This is a genomic window from Dongia sp. (assembly GCF_041910485.1).
Classification (GTDB): domain Bacteria; phylum Pseudomonadota; class Alphaproteobacteria; order Dongiales; family Dongiaceae; genus Dongia.
Map to the genome: position 1 here is coordinate 20,426 of NZ_JAYRQR010000043.1, position 13,476 is coordinate 33,901.

General features: G+C 63.8%; 16 protein-coding genes. 15 read left to right on the forward strand and 1 reads right to left on the reverse strand.

Annotation, left to right across the window (positions count from 1 at the left end; translation table 11 throughout):
* The first annotated feature begins 41 nt into the window (after positions 1-41).
* The 4 genes from ACE3PP_RS13655 to ACE3PP_RS13670 all read left to right on the forward strand — a co-directional run bounded on the left by ACE3PP_RS13655 (position 42) and on the right by ACE3PP_RS13670 (position 4,797).
* Positions 42-1,214 carry a sugar ABC transporter substrate-binding protein gene (locus tag ACE3PP_RS13655; RefSeq protein ID WP_374383187.1) on the forward strand — a complete coding sequence of 391 codons (1,173 nt, stop codon included), beginning with the start codon at positions 42-44 and terminating at the stop codon, positions 1,212-1,214.
* Positions 1,215-1,295: 81 nt separating this feature from the next.
* A complete protein-coding gene (locus tag ACE3PP_RS13660; RefSeq protein ID WP_374383189.1) occupies positions 1,296-2,843 on the forward strand; it encodes a sugar ABC transporter ATP-binding protein in 1,548 nt (515 codons plus the stop codon).
* Entirely contained in the window at positions 2,836-3,828 is a 993-nt protein-coding gene (locus ACE3PP_RS13665) for an ABC transporter permease (RefSeq protein WP_374383191.1), read from the forward strand. Before ACE3PP_RS13660 ends, ACE3PP_RS13665 begins: the two co-directional genes overlap by 8 nt.
* Positions 3,829-3,834: 6 nt before the next feature.
* Complete coding sequence (locus ACE3PP_RS13670; RefSeq protein ID WP_374383193.1) at positions 3,835-4,797, forward strand: ABC transporter permease; 963 nt, start codon at positions 3,835-3,837, stop codon at positions 4,795-4,797.
* A gap of 131 nt (positions 4,798-4,928) precedes the next feature.
* Here ACE3PP_RS13670 and ACE3PP_RS13675 read toward each other — a convergent pair whose 3' ends face one another.
* Positions 4,929-5,417: a gluconokinase gene (locus ACE3PP_RS13675; protein WP_374383195.1), complete on the reverse strand. Its 489-nt coding sequence runs from the start codon at positions 5,415-5,417 to the stop codon at positions 4,929-4,931.
* A 265-nt stretch (positions 5,418-5,682) separates the two neighbouring features.
* Between ACE3PP_RS13675 and ACE3PP_RS13680 the strand changes: the two genes are divergently transcribed.
* The 11 genes from ACE3PP_RS13680 to ACE3PP_RS13730 all read left to right on the forward strand — a co-directional run.
* The gene (locus tag ACE3PP_RS13680; protein WP_374383197.1) at positions 5,683-6,555 is read left to right on the forward strand and encodes a xanthine dehydrogenase family protein subunit M; all 873 of its coding nucleotides are present in this window, start codon (positions 5,683-5,685) and stop codon (positions 6,553-6,555) included.
* 16 nt (positions 6,556-6,571) lie between these two features.
* Complete coding sequence (locus tag ACE3PP_RS13685) at positions 6,572-7,078, forward strand: (2Fe-2S)-binding protein (RefSeq protein WP_374383199.1); 507 nt, start codon at positions 6,572-6,574, stop codon at positions 7,076-7,078.
* Positions 7,079-7,081: 3 nt separating this feature from the next.
* Positions 7,082-9,370, forward strand: a complete 2,289-nt coding sequence (locus tag ACE3PP_RS13690; RefSeq protein WP_374383200.1) for a xanthine dehydrogenase family protein molybdopterin-binding subunit — start codon at positions 7,082-7,084, stop codon at positions 9,368-9,370.
* Positions 9,371-9,393: 23 nt separating this feature from the next.
* Complete coding sequence (locus ACE3PP_RS13695; protein ID WP_374383202.1) at positions 9,394-9,639, forward strand: MoaD/ThiS family protein; 246 nt, start codon at positions 9,394-9,396, stop codon at positions 9,637-9,639.
* Positions 9,640-10,099: 460 nt separating this feature from the next.
* A complete protein-coding gene (locus tag ACE3PP_RS13700) occupies positions 10,100-10,255 on the forward strand; it encodes a DUF1328 domain-containing protein (protein ID WP_374383203.1) in 156 nt (51 codons plus the stop codon).
* A 56-nt stretch (positions 10,256-10,311) separates the two neighbouring features.
* Complete coding sequence (locus tag ACE3PP_RS13705; protein ID WP_374383205.1) at positions 10,312-10,569, forward strand: hypothetical protein; 258 nt, start codon at positions 10,312-10,314, stop codon at positions 10,567-10,569.
* A 37-nt stretch (positions 10,570-10,606) separates the two neighbouring features.
* Positions 10,607-11,044, forward strand: a complete 438-nt coding sequence (locus tag ACE3PP_RS13710) for a hypothetical protein (RefSeq protein ID WP_374383207.1) — start codon at positions 10,607-10,609, stop codon at positions 11,042-11,044.
* A gap of 91 nt (positions 11,045-11,135) precedes the next feature.
* On the forward strand, positions 11,136-11,381 hold the full coding sequence (locus tag ACE3PP_RS13715; RefSeq protein WP_374383209.1) for a hypothetical protein: 246 nt from the start codon (positions 11,136-11,138) through the stop codon (positions 11,379-11,381).
* Positions 11,382-11,575: 194 nt separating this feature from the next.
* A complete protein-coding gene (locus ACE3PP_RS13720) occupies positions 11,576-12,148 on the forward strand; it encodes a sigma-70 family RNA polymerase sigma factor (RefSeq protein WP_374383211.1) in 573 nt (190 codons plus the stop codon).
* A gap of 75 nt (positions 12,149-12,223) precedes the next feature.
* Positions 12,224-13,102 carry an SMP-30/gluconolactonase/LRE family protein gene (locus ACE3PP_RS13725; protein ID WP_374383213.1) on the forward strand — a complete coding sequence of 293 codons (879 nt, stop codon included), beginning with the start codon at positions 12,224-12,226 and terminating at the stop codon, positions 13,100-13,102.
* A 176-nt stretch (positions 13,103-13,278) separates the two neighbouring features.
* Positions 13,279-13,476: polysaccharide biosynthesis protein (locus tag ACE3PP_RS13730; protein ID WP_374379415.1), on the forward strand; the 198-nt coding region annotated here is incomplete at its 3' end.

Sequence of the window (13,476 nt, forward strand, 5' to 3'; positions counted from 1 at the left end):
GCATGGACCGCCAGCATCCGACCGGGATTGGGAATTCAATCATGAATGACCTTTGGGAGGATGACATGTTCGCGCCGAAATCTCGGCGGCCCGGCCTTCGGCATATGCTGAAGCTGCTGGCCGCGACCGCTCTCACCACATCTTTCGCCACGGCCACGCTGGCCCAGGAAGTCGTTTCCGGCCCCGGTGCCGAACCGGAATGCTTCGCGCCGTGGACGGCGGATACCAAATATTTCAAGTTTCCGAAGAAGGAAGGGCCGTACCGGATCGCGCTCGCCAACGGCTTCATCGGCAATACCTGGCGCATCCAGATGATCAAGACCGCCAAGGCCTATGCCGAGCAGCCGGACGTGAAGGCAAAGCTTAAGGAATTCAAGGTCGTCTCGACCGGCGAAGACCTGGCGGCGCAGTTGGCGGCCGTCGATAACTTCATCGCCTCAGGCTACGACGCCATCGTCGTCAACGCGCAGAACCCGGCGGCCTTCACACCGGTCATCAAGCGCGCGAAGAAGGCCGGGGTCATCCTCGTCGCCTTCGACAACACGCTCGATACCGACGAGGCGATCAACGTCAATGTCGACCAGAAAGGCCTCGGCGAATATTGGGCCAAATGGCTCGTCGCCAACATCCCCAACGGCGGCAAGATCCTGGAAGTGCGTGGCGTCGAGGGGACCTCGGTCGACCGCGATCGCCATGACGGCGTCCAGGAAGTGCTGAAAGCCTCGGGCAAGCCTTTCGAAACCGTCGAAGTCGTCGGCAAGTGGGACGACGGCACGGCGCAGAAGGTGACGGCCGATGCGGTTGCCGTTCACAAGAAGTTCGACGGCGTCACCGTGCAGGGCGGTTCGACCGGCACCGTGCGCGCGCTGATGGATGCGGGCCATGCCTTCGTGCCGGTCGGCGGCGAAACCGAAAACGGTTTCCGCAAGCTTTGCGCCGAGCATTCGGGCGAGGGGCTGAAATGCGCCTCGGGTGGTACGGGTCCGGCCCAGGTGGCCGTTGCCATCAAGACCGCCATCGCGGCGCTGGAAGGCGAAGTCGTTCCGCAATCGGTACGTCTGCCGCTTGCCACGACGGAGGACCCGAACTTCAAGGACGGCGAGAATTTCTACGCCGACCAGTCCGACAATTTCTTTGTCGGCAACTCGTTCCCGACCTGCGGCATCAATTTCACGGCGCAGGAAATCATGGGCCAGTCGGAAGGGGATCAGTGATCCGCTGACGCCTCGCATGCCAGCCGCCGCTCGGTCCGCTTGGGCCGGGTGGCGGCCCTTTTCGCCGGGAACCCCACGCGTATGGATCAGTCCATCCCCCTTTTCGAGATGCGCCAGATCGCCAAGAGCTATGGTGGCGTGCGCGCGCTGGAGAATGCGCAGCTGACCGTCGGTGCCGGCCGCATCCATGCGGTCCTCGGCGAGAACGGCGCCGGCAAATCGACCCTCATCAAGATCATGTCGGGCGTCGTCCAGCCCGATGCCGGCACCATGCAGCTCGACGGTGCCGAGATTCGTTTCGCCTCGCCCAAGGCCGCCAACGAAGCGGGCATCGTCTGCATTTTCCAGGAACTCTCCCTCGTCCCCGACCTGTCGGTCGCCGACAATATCGCCATCGCCCGGCCGCCCAAGCGCTTCGGTCTCATCGACCGCAAGGCGCAGCGCCGCTTTGCCGAGGAAGCGCTGGCGCGGGCCGGTGCCGAGGACATCCATCCGCTGGCCCTGGTGAAGGACCTGCCCCTGTCGCGCCGGCAGATGGTGGAAATCGCCAAGGCGCTGGGGCGCAAACCCCGCATTCTCATCCTCGACGAGGCGACCTCGGCCCTGACGGCTGGCGATGTCGCCAAAGTGTTCGCCGTGCTGAAGCGGCTGCGCAGCGAGGGGCTCGCCCTCCTTTATATTTCGCACCGCATGCAGGAGATCGAGGAACTCGCCGACGATTGCTCGGTCTTCCGCAACGGTCGCTATGTGGCGAGCTATGCGCAAGGGACCAAATCGCGCAACGACGTGGTCGAGATGATGATCGGGCGCGAATATTCACACGTCTTTCCACCCAAGCCGGCGGCACGGGAAGAAAAAGCGCCGGCACTGGAGGTCCGCGACCTCGCCTGGAACCAGCGCCTGCAGGACATTTCCTTTGCGGCGCGCCAAGGCGAGATCGTCGGGCTGGGCGGTCTTGACGGGCAGGGGCAGCGCGAATTGCTGCTGGCCCTGTTCGGCGTGCTGCGCGGTGTCAGCGGCGAGATCAAGGTGAACGGCGTGCCGCACCGGCCGCGCGGACCGCGTGCCGCGTCGGGCCCGGATGTCGGCATGGCCCTCATCCCCGAGGATCGCAAGACCGAGGGCCTCATGCTGCCGATGTCGGTCAGGGACAATCTGACCTTGTCGGCGCTGGGGACGCTGTCCAAGGCCGGTATCATCGACCGGCAGCGCGAGAGCGAGGCAATCGAGCGGATGATGAAGCTCCTCGCCATCAAGGCCGCCAATGTCGATATTCCGGTGGGGGCCCTTTCGGGCGGCAACCAGCAGAAGGTGGTCATCGCCAAATGGCTGATGATCGGGCCGAAGATCATCCTCCTCAACGATCCCACGCGCGGCATCGACGTCGGCACCAAGCAGGAAATTTATCTGCTGTTGCGGCAATTGGCCGATGCGGGGGCGACCATCCTGTTCTATTCGACCGATTATGACGAGCTGATCGGCTGCTGCGATCGGGTGTTGGTGATGTATGATGGGACCGTCGTGCGCGAACTTGCGGGCGACGAGATCACGGAACATGCGCTGGTGAGCAGCGCCTTCAGCCTCGGCGCCGAGGCGATGAACGACAGCGGAGGGCGGCAGCTTGGGTGATTTCCGCTATTGGCTTTCCGAACATAAGGGCACGCTGCTCGCGGTCCTCGTCTTCGTCATCATGTTCGGCGTCTATACCGGCAATCACAGCGCCGGCTTCAGCGGCATGGTGGTGATGACCGCCGCCAACAAGGGCGTGCTGCTGGCCCTTGTCGCCATGGCGCAAACGCTGGTGGTGCTCACCGCCGGTATCGATCTGTCGGTCGGCATGGTGTTCGTGCTGGCCAATTGCCTGGCGTCGACCATCGTTGTGGGTTCGACCGGCGAGGCCATTCTCGGCATGGCGGGCGTGCTGTTGGCCGGTGCGCTGTGCGGCGCGCTCAACGGCATCATCGTCATCTATGGACGCCTGCAGCCGATCGTCACCACGCTTGCCACCGGCGCCATGTTCTATGGCATCGCCCTGTGGCTGCGGCCGGTTCCGGGCGGCGATGTCAATGCCGATATCGCCGACTTCCTGACCGGACAATGGCCGATGCTGGGACCGGTTCCGATACCGACATCGCTCCTCGTTCTTCTCGCGCTGGTGCTGCTGGTCTGGGTGCCGCTGCGCCGCTCCGAAGTGGGACGTGCCATCTATGCGATCGGTTCGGCCGAGGCCGCGGCCTACATGTCGGGCGTCGCCATCGACCGCGCGCGCCTCACCGCCTATGTCGTCTCCGGCCTGCTGTCGGCGGCAGGCGGTCTGATACTGACCTTCGTCACTTATTCAGGCGAGGCCTCTGCCTCGATCGGCGGCTCCTATACGCTGAATTCGATTGCGGCGGTGGTGATCGGCGGCGTCTCGCTGTTCGGCGGGTCGGGCAGTGCGATTGGTGCCATCTTCGGCGCCTTCGTGCTCCGGACCATCGGCGATCTTCTCTTCGTCTTCGATTTCGATCCCTTGTGGCAGCCATTGTTCCAGGGCGTCATCCTGCTCGCTGCCGTCACTCTCGGTTCCCTGCGGCTCTTGCGCCTCAAGAACCGGCTCGACCTTTTCGGCTGACGCCTCATGACCCGGACCCTTCCCGATTTCGTCACCCGCATCGACAAGCCGGTTCTGGCGGCCTTCGGCTGCATCATCCTGCTGCTGCTGCTGGGGAGCCTCTATTCGTCGAGTTTTCTCTCGCCCGAATATCTGCTGCAGCAATTGCAGGTGGCGTCGTTCTTAGGGCTGATCGCCACCGGCATGATGCTGGTCATCCTCCTCGGCCAGATCGATCTCTCCGTGCCGTGGGTCGTCACCGTGGGCGGCATGATGTCGACGGCGGCGGCGGGCTGGGGGCCGATGGGGGCGACGCTCGCCATTCCCTTCGGCATCCTGTGCGGCATGGCGATGGGGCTGATAAGCGGCATCGGCGTTGCTTACCTGCGCGTCCCCTCCATGATCTTCACGCTGGGCATGAATGCGGTGGCGCAAGGATTGATGGTGCTGTGGACCGGCGGTTTCGCACCGCAGGATCATTCGACCGACATGATGCATTTCCTGGCGACGGGACGAACGATCCTCGGCATTCCCAACGCGCTGTTCGTCTGGGCACTCGTCGCCGCGGCCGCGATCTTCGTCCTCACCCGCACCACCTATGGGCGGGCGGTCTATGCGATCGGCAACCGTGAGCGTGCGGCCTATCTGTCGGGGCTTCCCACCCAGCGGGTGATGATGCTGGCCTTCATGGCCTCGGGCGGACTTTCCGCTTTTGCCGGCGTGCTGCTCGCCGGCTATTCGACCAAGGCCTATCAGGGCATGGGCGATCCCTACCTGCTGCCGGCGGTGGCCGCCGTCGTGCTGGGCGGCACCAACATCCTGGGCGGTCGTGGTTCCTATGTCGGCACCATCGCCGGCGTCATTCTCATCACGCTGCTGCAATCCATGCTGTCGGTGATGAAAATCGACGAGGCCGGACGGCAGCTCATCTATGGCGGCGTCATCATCCTGATGCTGCTGGTCTACGGTCGGCAGAAGAAGGCGGGTTGACCCCCCCTCTCCCTAACCCTCCCCCACGTTTGGGGGGAGGGGATTAGTGCCAGTTTGAACGCAAACGCATGAGTGAACCGAGCGGCGCTCCCTCCCCCCAACGTGGGGGAGGGTGGGGGGAGAGGGGCGTGTCAGCGAGGTAACGTCGCCAGAATCTCTTTCAAAATTGCTTCCGGTCCCTGCGCGATGTCGATGACGATCGCGTCCTTGGGCGGTTCCAACGTGGCAAGCTGGCTGGGGAGGAGTGTTGGCGGCATATAGTGACCGCTGCGCCCGTTCATGCGGTCGGCGATGAGGTCGGCGCCACCTTGCAGGAAGATCACCTTTCCGTCCCGCCGGCCGGGTGGCAGCAGGCGCTCCCGATAACTTTGCTTCAGGGCCGAACAGGCCAGGACAACCGACCTGTTTTCCAGGACCGAACGGTCAAGTGCTGCACCGATCGCGTCGAGCCAGGGCCAGCGGTCCGAATCGTCGAGCGGGATGCCGGCACTCATCTTGGCGATGTTCTGGGGCGAATGGAACGTATCGGCTTCGAGGAACTCGGCCCCGAGTGCCTTTGCCAAGGCAGCGCCGACCGTACTCTTGCCGCTGCCGCTGACGCCCATGACCAAAATAATCATGTGACTGGAATGATCATGCCGGTTCCTCGCCGATCGGAAAGGCCGGTGAAAGCAGCGGTGGAATTGTCGTCCTGCGCATTTTTCGAGCTTACCCAATGTAAGGGTGGCACACCAGCAACTTGGCAGCGCAAACAAAGGGTTTCGAGCGCATTTCCCCGTGCCTTCTAGGGGGCTTTCCGAAAGGGCATCCGACCGCAGGGGTATTGTGCAAAGGGGGTGGAGCGGAGTAGACCCAGATTGCCCTCCAAGCCAAAGGAAGCCAGGAATGAGATACGAGCGTCCTACAACCCTGAAGGCGGCATCGCAGTTGCTCGCCAAGGAAAAAGGCCAGGCCTTTATCCTCGCCGGCGGCACCGACCTGCTGGTGCGCCTGAGAACCGGTTTCATCGAACCCGACCTGCTGGTCGACATCAAGGGCGTCAGCGGCGCCCATGAGATCAAGAAGTCCGCGAGCGGCTTCAAGATCGGCGCGGCCGTGTCCGGCGCCGAACTGGGCGAGAATGCGGCCCTGAAGAAAGCCTGGCCCGGCGTCGTCGAAGCGGCGAACCTCATCGGCTCGAAGCAGGTCCAGGGTCGCTGCACGATTTCCGGCAACCTTTGCAACGCTTCGCCCGCCGCCGACAGCGTGCCGGCAATGGTCGCTGCCGGTGCCAAGGCGGTGATCGTCGGCCCCAAGGGCAAGCGCACCGTTGCGGTCGAGGACGTGCCGGTCGGTCCCGGCAGGACCTCGCTCAAGAAGGGCGAGATCATCGAGAGCATCACCCTGCCGGCGCGTAACGGCAAATCGGGCGACGCTTACCTGCGCTTCATCCCGCGCACGGAAATGGACATCGCCGTCGTCGGTTGCGCCGTCAACCTGACGCTCGACGCCAAGGGCACTGTCGCCAAGGCGCGCGTGGCACTCGGTGCCGTGGCGCCGACCGTGAAGCTGGTGCCGGCGGCCGCCAAGGCCCTCATCGGCACGAAGCTCGACAAGGCGGCGCTCGATGCGCTCGCCGAAGCCTGCTCCGCTGCCTGCAGCCCAATCGACGACAAGCGCGGCACGCGCGAATTCCGCATCAAGGTCGCGGGCGTGCTCGCCCGCCGTGCAGCCCGCATCGCCTTCAAGCGAGCCGGCGGCAAGCTCGGCGGCAAGTAAGGACGGGGAGTTTTAAATGTCCGGTATTAAAGTCAACACCAAGATCAACGGCGATCCTGTCGAGTTCATGTGCGAAGCCGACGAGACGCTGCTTGACGTACTTCGCAACCGCTTGAGCCTGACCGGCGCCAAGGAAGGCTGCAGCACCGGCGATTGCGGTGCCTGTTCGGTCACCATCGACGGTCGCCTGACCTGCTCGTGCCTGGTTCTCGGCGCCGAAGCCGAAGGCAAGAACATCGGCACGATCGAGGGCATGGCCCAAGGCGAAACCCTGCATCCGCTGCAGAAGAAGTTCCTGGAACACGCTGCCCTGCAATGTGGCATCTGTACCCCAGGCTTCCTCGTCGCCGCCAAGGCGCTCCTCGACAAGAATCCGGATCCGACCGAGACGGAAATCCGTTTCGGCCTTGCCGGCAACCTTTGCCGTTGCACGGGCTACGACAAAATCGTGCGCGCGGTCCAGGATGCCGCCGAGGAAATGCGGTCCACGAAATCCAAAGCCAAAGCCAAGAAGAGGGCCTGAACCATGCCGCTCGACAACGCTCCCGAAGGAAAGCGCAAGTTCAACGTCGTCGGTACGCGCCCCTTGCGTCCCGACGGCATCGACAAGGTGACGGGCCGCGCCAAGTTCGGCGCCGACGCCTCGGCTCCGGGTCAGCTGGTGGGCCGAATCCTGCGCTCGCCGCATGCCCATGCGATCATCAAGAAGATCGACACGTCCAAGGCGGAAAAGCTGCCCGGCGTCAAAGCCGTCATCACCCGTGACGACTTCCCCGACCATACCGGCGGCAGCGGCGGTCTTTACGACACGCTGTGCAACGTCATGGCACGCGAGAAGGCCTTCTATGAAGGCCATGCCGTGGCGGCCGTCGCCGCGACCTCGGCCTCGATCGCGCGTCAGGCACTGAAGCTGATCAAGGTCGACTATCAGGTGCTGCCGCATGTGACCGACGTCGACGAAGCGATGAAGCCGGGGGCACCCTTGCTCCACAGCGACATGTTCACCGACGGCGTCGACCCGAAGCCGAAGAAGCCATCGAACGTCGCCCGCCGCTTCGAATTCGGCCACGGCGACGTCGAGGAAGGCTTTAAAAAGGCCGACATCATCGTCGAGCGCAGCTTCAAGACCGAAGCGGCGCACCAGGGCTATATCGAGCCGCATGCGGCCCTTGCCAGCATGGGCCCGGACGGCAGCGCGGAACTGTGGTGCTGCACCCAGGGCCATTACATGGTGCGCGACGTCTGCTCGCAGCTCCTCGGCATCGACATTGCGCGCCTCCGGGTGACGCAGTCCGAGATCGGCGGCGGCTTCGGCGGCAAGACGACCGTCTTCATCGAACCGGTGGCGTTGGCGCTCTCGCGCAAGGCCAACCGCCCGGTGAAGGTCGTCATGACCCGCGAGGAAGTGTTCAAGGCCAGCGGCCCCACGGCCTCGACCTCGATCGATATCAAGATCGGCGTCACCAAGGACGGGCTGATCACGGCGGCCGACGGCACGTTCCGCTATCAGGGTGGCCCGTTCCAGGGTTGCTCGCCGGCGGAATTCGGCGCCATGAGCGCTTTCGCGCAGTTCCACCTCGATAACGTCCGCGCCATTGCCTATGACGTGGTCGCCAACCGCCCGAAGACGATTTCCTATCGTGCGCCGGGTGCGCCGATGGCGAACTTCGCCGTCGAAAGCGTGATCGAGGAACTGGCCCACAAGCTCGGCATGGAGCCCATCGACTTCCGCATCAAGAATGCGGCGCGCGAAGGGACCAAATCCTCCTACGGCCCGACCTATGGCCCGATCGGCCTGGGTGCGACGCTCGAAGCCGCCAAGAAGCATCCGCACTTCAAGGCGCCCTTGGGTCCGAACCAGGGTCGCGGCATGGCGGCGGGTTTCTGGTTCAACTTCGGTGGCCAGTCCTGCGTCACGCTCAACATCCCGGTCGACGGTTCGATCACCGTCTCGGTGGGGTCGCCCGATATCGGCGGCAGCCGGGCCGCGATGTGCATGATGGTGGCCGAGGAAATGGGCATCGGCTACGACCAGGTCCGCGCCATCATCGCCGATACCTCGTCGCTGGGTTACAACGACGTGACCGACGGCAGCCGCACGACCTTCGCGACCGGCATGGCCTGCATCCTGGCAGCCCGTGACGCCATCAAGAAGCTGTGCGCGCGCGCTGCGGCGACCTGGGGCATCCCCGAGGACGCCGTGACGTGGGAGAAGGGCCATGCCAAGCCCGCCGGCGCCAATGCCGGCAACTTCCCGCCGCTGTCGTTGAAGGAAATCGCCGCGGCCTCGCCGGGCACCGGCGGTCCGATCGCCGGCCACCACGAATACTCGGCCGACGGCGCCGGGGTGAGCTTCGCCACGCATATCTGCGATGTCGAGATCGATCCCGAAACCGGCCGGTCGCAGATCGTGCGCTACACGGTCATCCAGGATGCCGGCAAGGCGGTGCATCCCGCCTATGTCGAAGGGCAGTTCCAGGGTGGTGCCGTGCAGGGCATCGGCTGGGCGCTCAACGAGGAATACATCTATGGCAAGGATGGCCGCCTGCAGAATGCGGGCTTCCTCGATTATCGCATCCCGGTCTGTTCGGACCTGCCGATGATCGACACGCAGATCCTGGAAATCCCGAACCCCGGCCACCCCTATGGTGTCCGTGGTGTCGGCGAAACCTCGATCGTGCCGCCGCTCGCCGCTATCGCCAACGCGGTCGCTGCAGCGACGGGTGTCCGCTTCACGCAGATCCCGCTCTCGCCGCCGCGCGTCCTCAAGGGTATCGAGGATGCGAAGAAGGCGAAGGCGCCGAAGGCCGCCTGAAGCTTAGCGGTTGGGGTAAGAGCATGGCTCGCGTCATCCTCTGGGGTTCGTTGAAGCCGCATACCGGCGGCAAGCTGGAGGTTGAAGTCGAGGCCAGGAATGTCGGCGAATTGCTGGCCCGGTTAGGCGAGACCTATCCGGGCCTGCAAAGCCAGATCAAGCGGGGTGTCTCCGTCTCCATCGACGGGCTCATTTACCGCGAAGGCTGGCTGGAACCCCTGAAGCCGGACAGCGAGGTGTTTCTGCTGCCGCGCATGACGGGGGGCTAAGTTCGCCGCCAAGTAAAGAATTTCAAGATGACAGAACGCGCGCCGCAGCCAGCGGTGCGCGTTTTTGTTTGCGGCGGCATTGATCACAAAGGCGATTTTAACGTGGGAACCAAACCGGCCGCCTTGCGTTACTTGATCCGTGGTCGCCGTGTGACCGGAGCGACCCCACGATCGCCGCAGTAACCCTTCCCCCAAATGGTTACTGTCTGCCCGCCATGTGATCCGATGGCGGGTGCATTCGACCCCGGCGATCGACCGTCCGGTTACACGGCCACCGCGATCCCGCGGGTTGTGCCGGCGCCTGCTTCTCCCTGTTGCAGCGTGCCGGCACAACCCGCGGATCCAGGCGCGCCGATTTCTTGCCGCTTGCGGCTTTCTCGGCACCCGCGCCTTTCTCCGGAACCCAAGACGGCTTGCCGTCTTATTCCAGTCGATACCCACGATCGGAAGGATATGCAGCATGCTCTATTGGGCAGTGGTTTTCCTCGTCGTCGCCATCATCGCCGGCGTCTTCGGATTCGGCGGCATTTCGCAGGCGGCAACCGGAATAGCGAAAATACTGTTTCTGATTTTCATCGTGCTGTTCCTGGTCTCGCTCGTCGCCGGCTACGTGTGACGGCACGACGTCTGACGGGTCCACAACTGACGCTTTGACAGGAAAGGAATTTGAACATGGCGGAACGCAGCCTCGAGAAAGAATTCGATACGCTCAAGAACGATCTCGGCACGCTGAAGGACGATGTATCGGCCATCGCGCGAACCCTGGCCGACAAAGGCAGCGCACGCCTCAGCGATGCCGTCGGCAACGGCAAGGCCCGTGTTCAGGAAGGCGTGGCGGCGCTGGAAGGCGAAGTCGCTGCGCGCCCGCTCACCAGCCTGCTGGTGGCCTTCGGTGCGGGCATCCTGCTCGGCAAGCTGACGCACCGTTGAGCATTGTGACGAACAGGCCAGCCATCGGGAGCGTCGCATGATCGGATCGATCGAAAGCTTGAGCGACCGGCTCATGCGGCGCTTCCTGTTGCTGGTCCTTGCGGCTTGCCTCGGCCTCGGCGCGCTGGGCGTCGGGGCGGCTGCACTTTATCAATGGCTGCTCCTGTGGGTGATGCCCGCCGCCGCACTGGGCCTGGTCGCTCTGGCATTGGCGCTTCTCGCCACCGGGGCGGGCATCCTGGCACTCCGGGGTCGAAAGGCACTGCCGGCAAATGCTCCCCTTTCGGCAGGAGAAACAGGTCCGGCGGCGCGCTTGATGGCCACGGCCGGCGACATTGCCGGCGATGTCGTCCGGGCCGATCCGCTGGGGGCCGTGCTGGGCGCCGGGGCGCTCGGCTTCATCCTGGAAGGCCGGCCCGATCTGGAGCAGGCCCTTGTCGGCCAGTTCCTGCGCCAACTCCGCCTCGAACGCTGAATCTGCGCTAAGCGGAACTGAAGCCGGTAACAGTCGTTAACCTCGACAGGGATGGGCAATGCCACGATCCGGCGCAGGGCGATTGGGCGGCATGAACGGCGGAAGCGAAGACGATACCAAGCGGGCAAAGCCCTTGAATGAGCGTGGCGCGGCGCCATCGCGCCGGCCGTCCCATATCGATAAAAAAGCCAGATCCGGATCATCACCGGCATTCGATGTGTGGCTCGAACGGCAGCTCAAACTGATGTTCGCGGCCCAAGAAACCCCACCCGATATGCGCCTATTGGAGCTGATCCGGGAAGCTTTTCCCGACGCACCGGACAAGATCACAAAATAGTCCCAAAAATCCGAAAATCGGCCCCGAAAAAAGTCGGAGGTCACAGCTTCTCCTCCGTCTTGTCGCTCGGCTTTTCGGTCCTGCGAGGCCACCTTTCCCGGACCAGGACGACCCCGCGCTGCTGGCGCAGATGATTGCAAGCCAGCCGCGCATCGGTGGGGCGTCTCCCGACAGATCGACCGAAAGGAAAACTGATGGCCGATACGTTCCAGAACCAGATCGTCTCGTTTTTGCCGGCGTTGAAAGCCTTCGCCGTGATGCTGACTCGCAACCGCGTTTCCGCCGACGATCTTGTCAACGACACCGTGCTGCGCGCCCTGCGCAAGCACCATCTCTATGCCGATGGGACCAACCTCAAAGCCTGGCTGTTCACCATCATGCGCAACATTCACATCAACAATCTGCGTGCCGGCCAGCGCCGCCGCCTGGTCGAGGTGAGCGACGATCTGCTCCCCAACCTCGCCAGCGTTGCGCCGGGGCAGGAAGACGTACTGGTCCTCAAGGAGCTTTTCCGCGCCTTCGACGGGCTCAGCGAAAACCAGCGCGAAGTGCTGATGCTGGTGGTGGGGCAGGATCTCTCCTACGAAGAGACGGCACAGATTTGCGGCTGCCCGATCGGCACCGTCCGCTCGCGCCTGGCGCGCGGTCGGCGCGAACTCGGCCGCATGCTGGACGGCGAGGTGCCCTTGCCGGCAGCCAACGACCGGGCGGTCCCGGCACGGGCCCCCAGGCCCCGCATCACCAGCGATATGCGCGCGGCGAGCTAGGTCATCATCGCCGTTGCTATTGGGCGGCGGATCGGGACAATCGGCGGAACCTTCTGAACCTCATGAGGATCCGCCATGCCCGCCGCCGAACCCACCTGCATCGTCCGTACCCCGGCCATTCTCGGCGAATCGGTTCTGTGGCATCCCGTAGATAAGATGATCTATTGGATGGATCTGCGGACCCCCGCGATCCATACCTACGATCCGGCAACCGGGGCGGCGGACAGTTGGAAGCTTGATCTTGGGGTTCCCACGGGGACCCTGGTGCGGGCGAAGCAGGGTTTCGTCCTCACCGGCCGCGAAGGCACGTTCAAGGTCGATATCAAGGCCCGCAAGCTCACCCCCTGGGTCAATCCCAACGACCGGGCCGAACTCACCATGTTCAACGACGGCAAGGTGGATCGGCAGGGGCGGTTGTGGCTGTGCACATCCGACAATCAGGAAATCGAACCGATCGGCGGCATCTACAGCCTGACGGCCGACGGCAAGAGCGAGATTCACGACCGTGGCTTTGCCTGCGGCAACGGTCCCGGCTTCAGCCCGGACGGCGGCACCTTCTATTTTTCGGATACGATGGTGCGCAAAGTCTATGCCTATGACCTCGACGGAAAGACCGGCGCGATCACCAACCAGCGCCTGTTCACCGAATTCTCGGAAGAGCAGGGGATGCCGGACGGCATGACGGTCGATGCTGAGGGTGGCATCTGGATCTGTCATTGGGAGGGCTGGCGCGTGACCCGGTTTCTGCCCAACGGCAAGATCGACCGCGAGATCCGCCTGCCGGTGCCGCTGGTGACCTCCTGCGCTTTTGGCGGGGAAGGGCTCGATACGCTCTATATCACCACGGCAACCGTGGGGCTCGATGCGCCGACCTTGGCCAAGGCGCCCCTCGCCGGCAGCCTCTTTGCCGTGAAACCCGGGCAGAAGGGGCTCCTGGAGCCGGTTTTCGGCTAGGAATTGAGGCCAAAGGGCATCCGCAACGGCTGGTTGACAGGGTTAGGGGCTGCTGTTAACCCCTCCTGCGATCCGGTGATGGAATGCGGCCGTGCGTCGTCTGCCATAACCTATTGAAATAAAACAAAATCCTGAGCGCCGAAACGCTCGGCAGCAGTTGATTGGGGCAACGAGACATGTTTGAGACGGCACTCCCGGATTTGAACGGGAAATCGATTCTTGTGACGGGTGGTACGGGCTCGTTCGGGAAGGCGTTCATCCGGCGCGTGCTGAAGGACTGGAAGCCGAAGCGGCTCATTGTGTTCTCGCGCGACGAGCTGAAGCAGTGGGAGATGCAGCAGGATCTGGCGCCGGAGAAGTATCCGGCGCTGCGC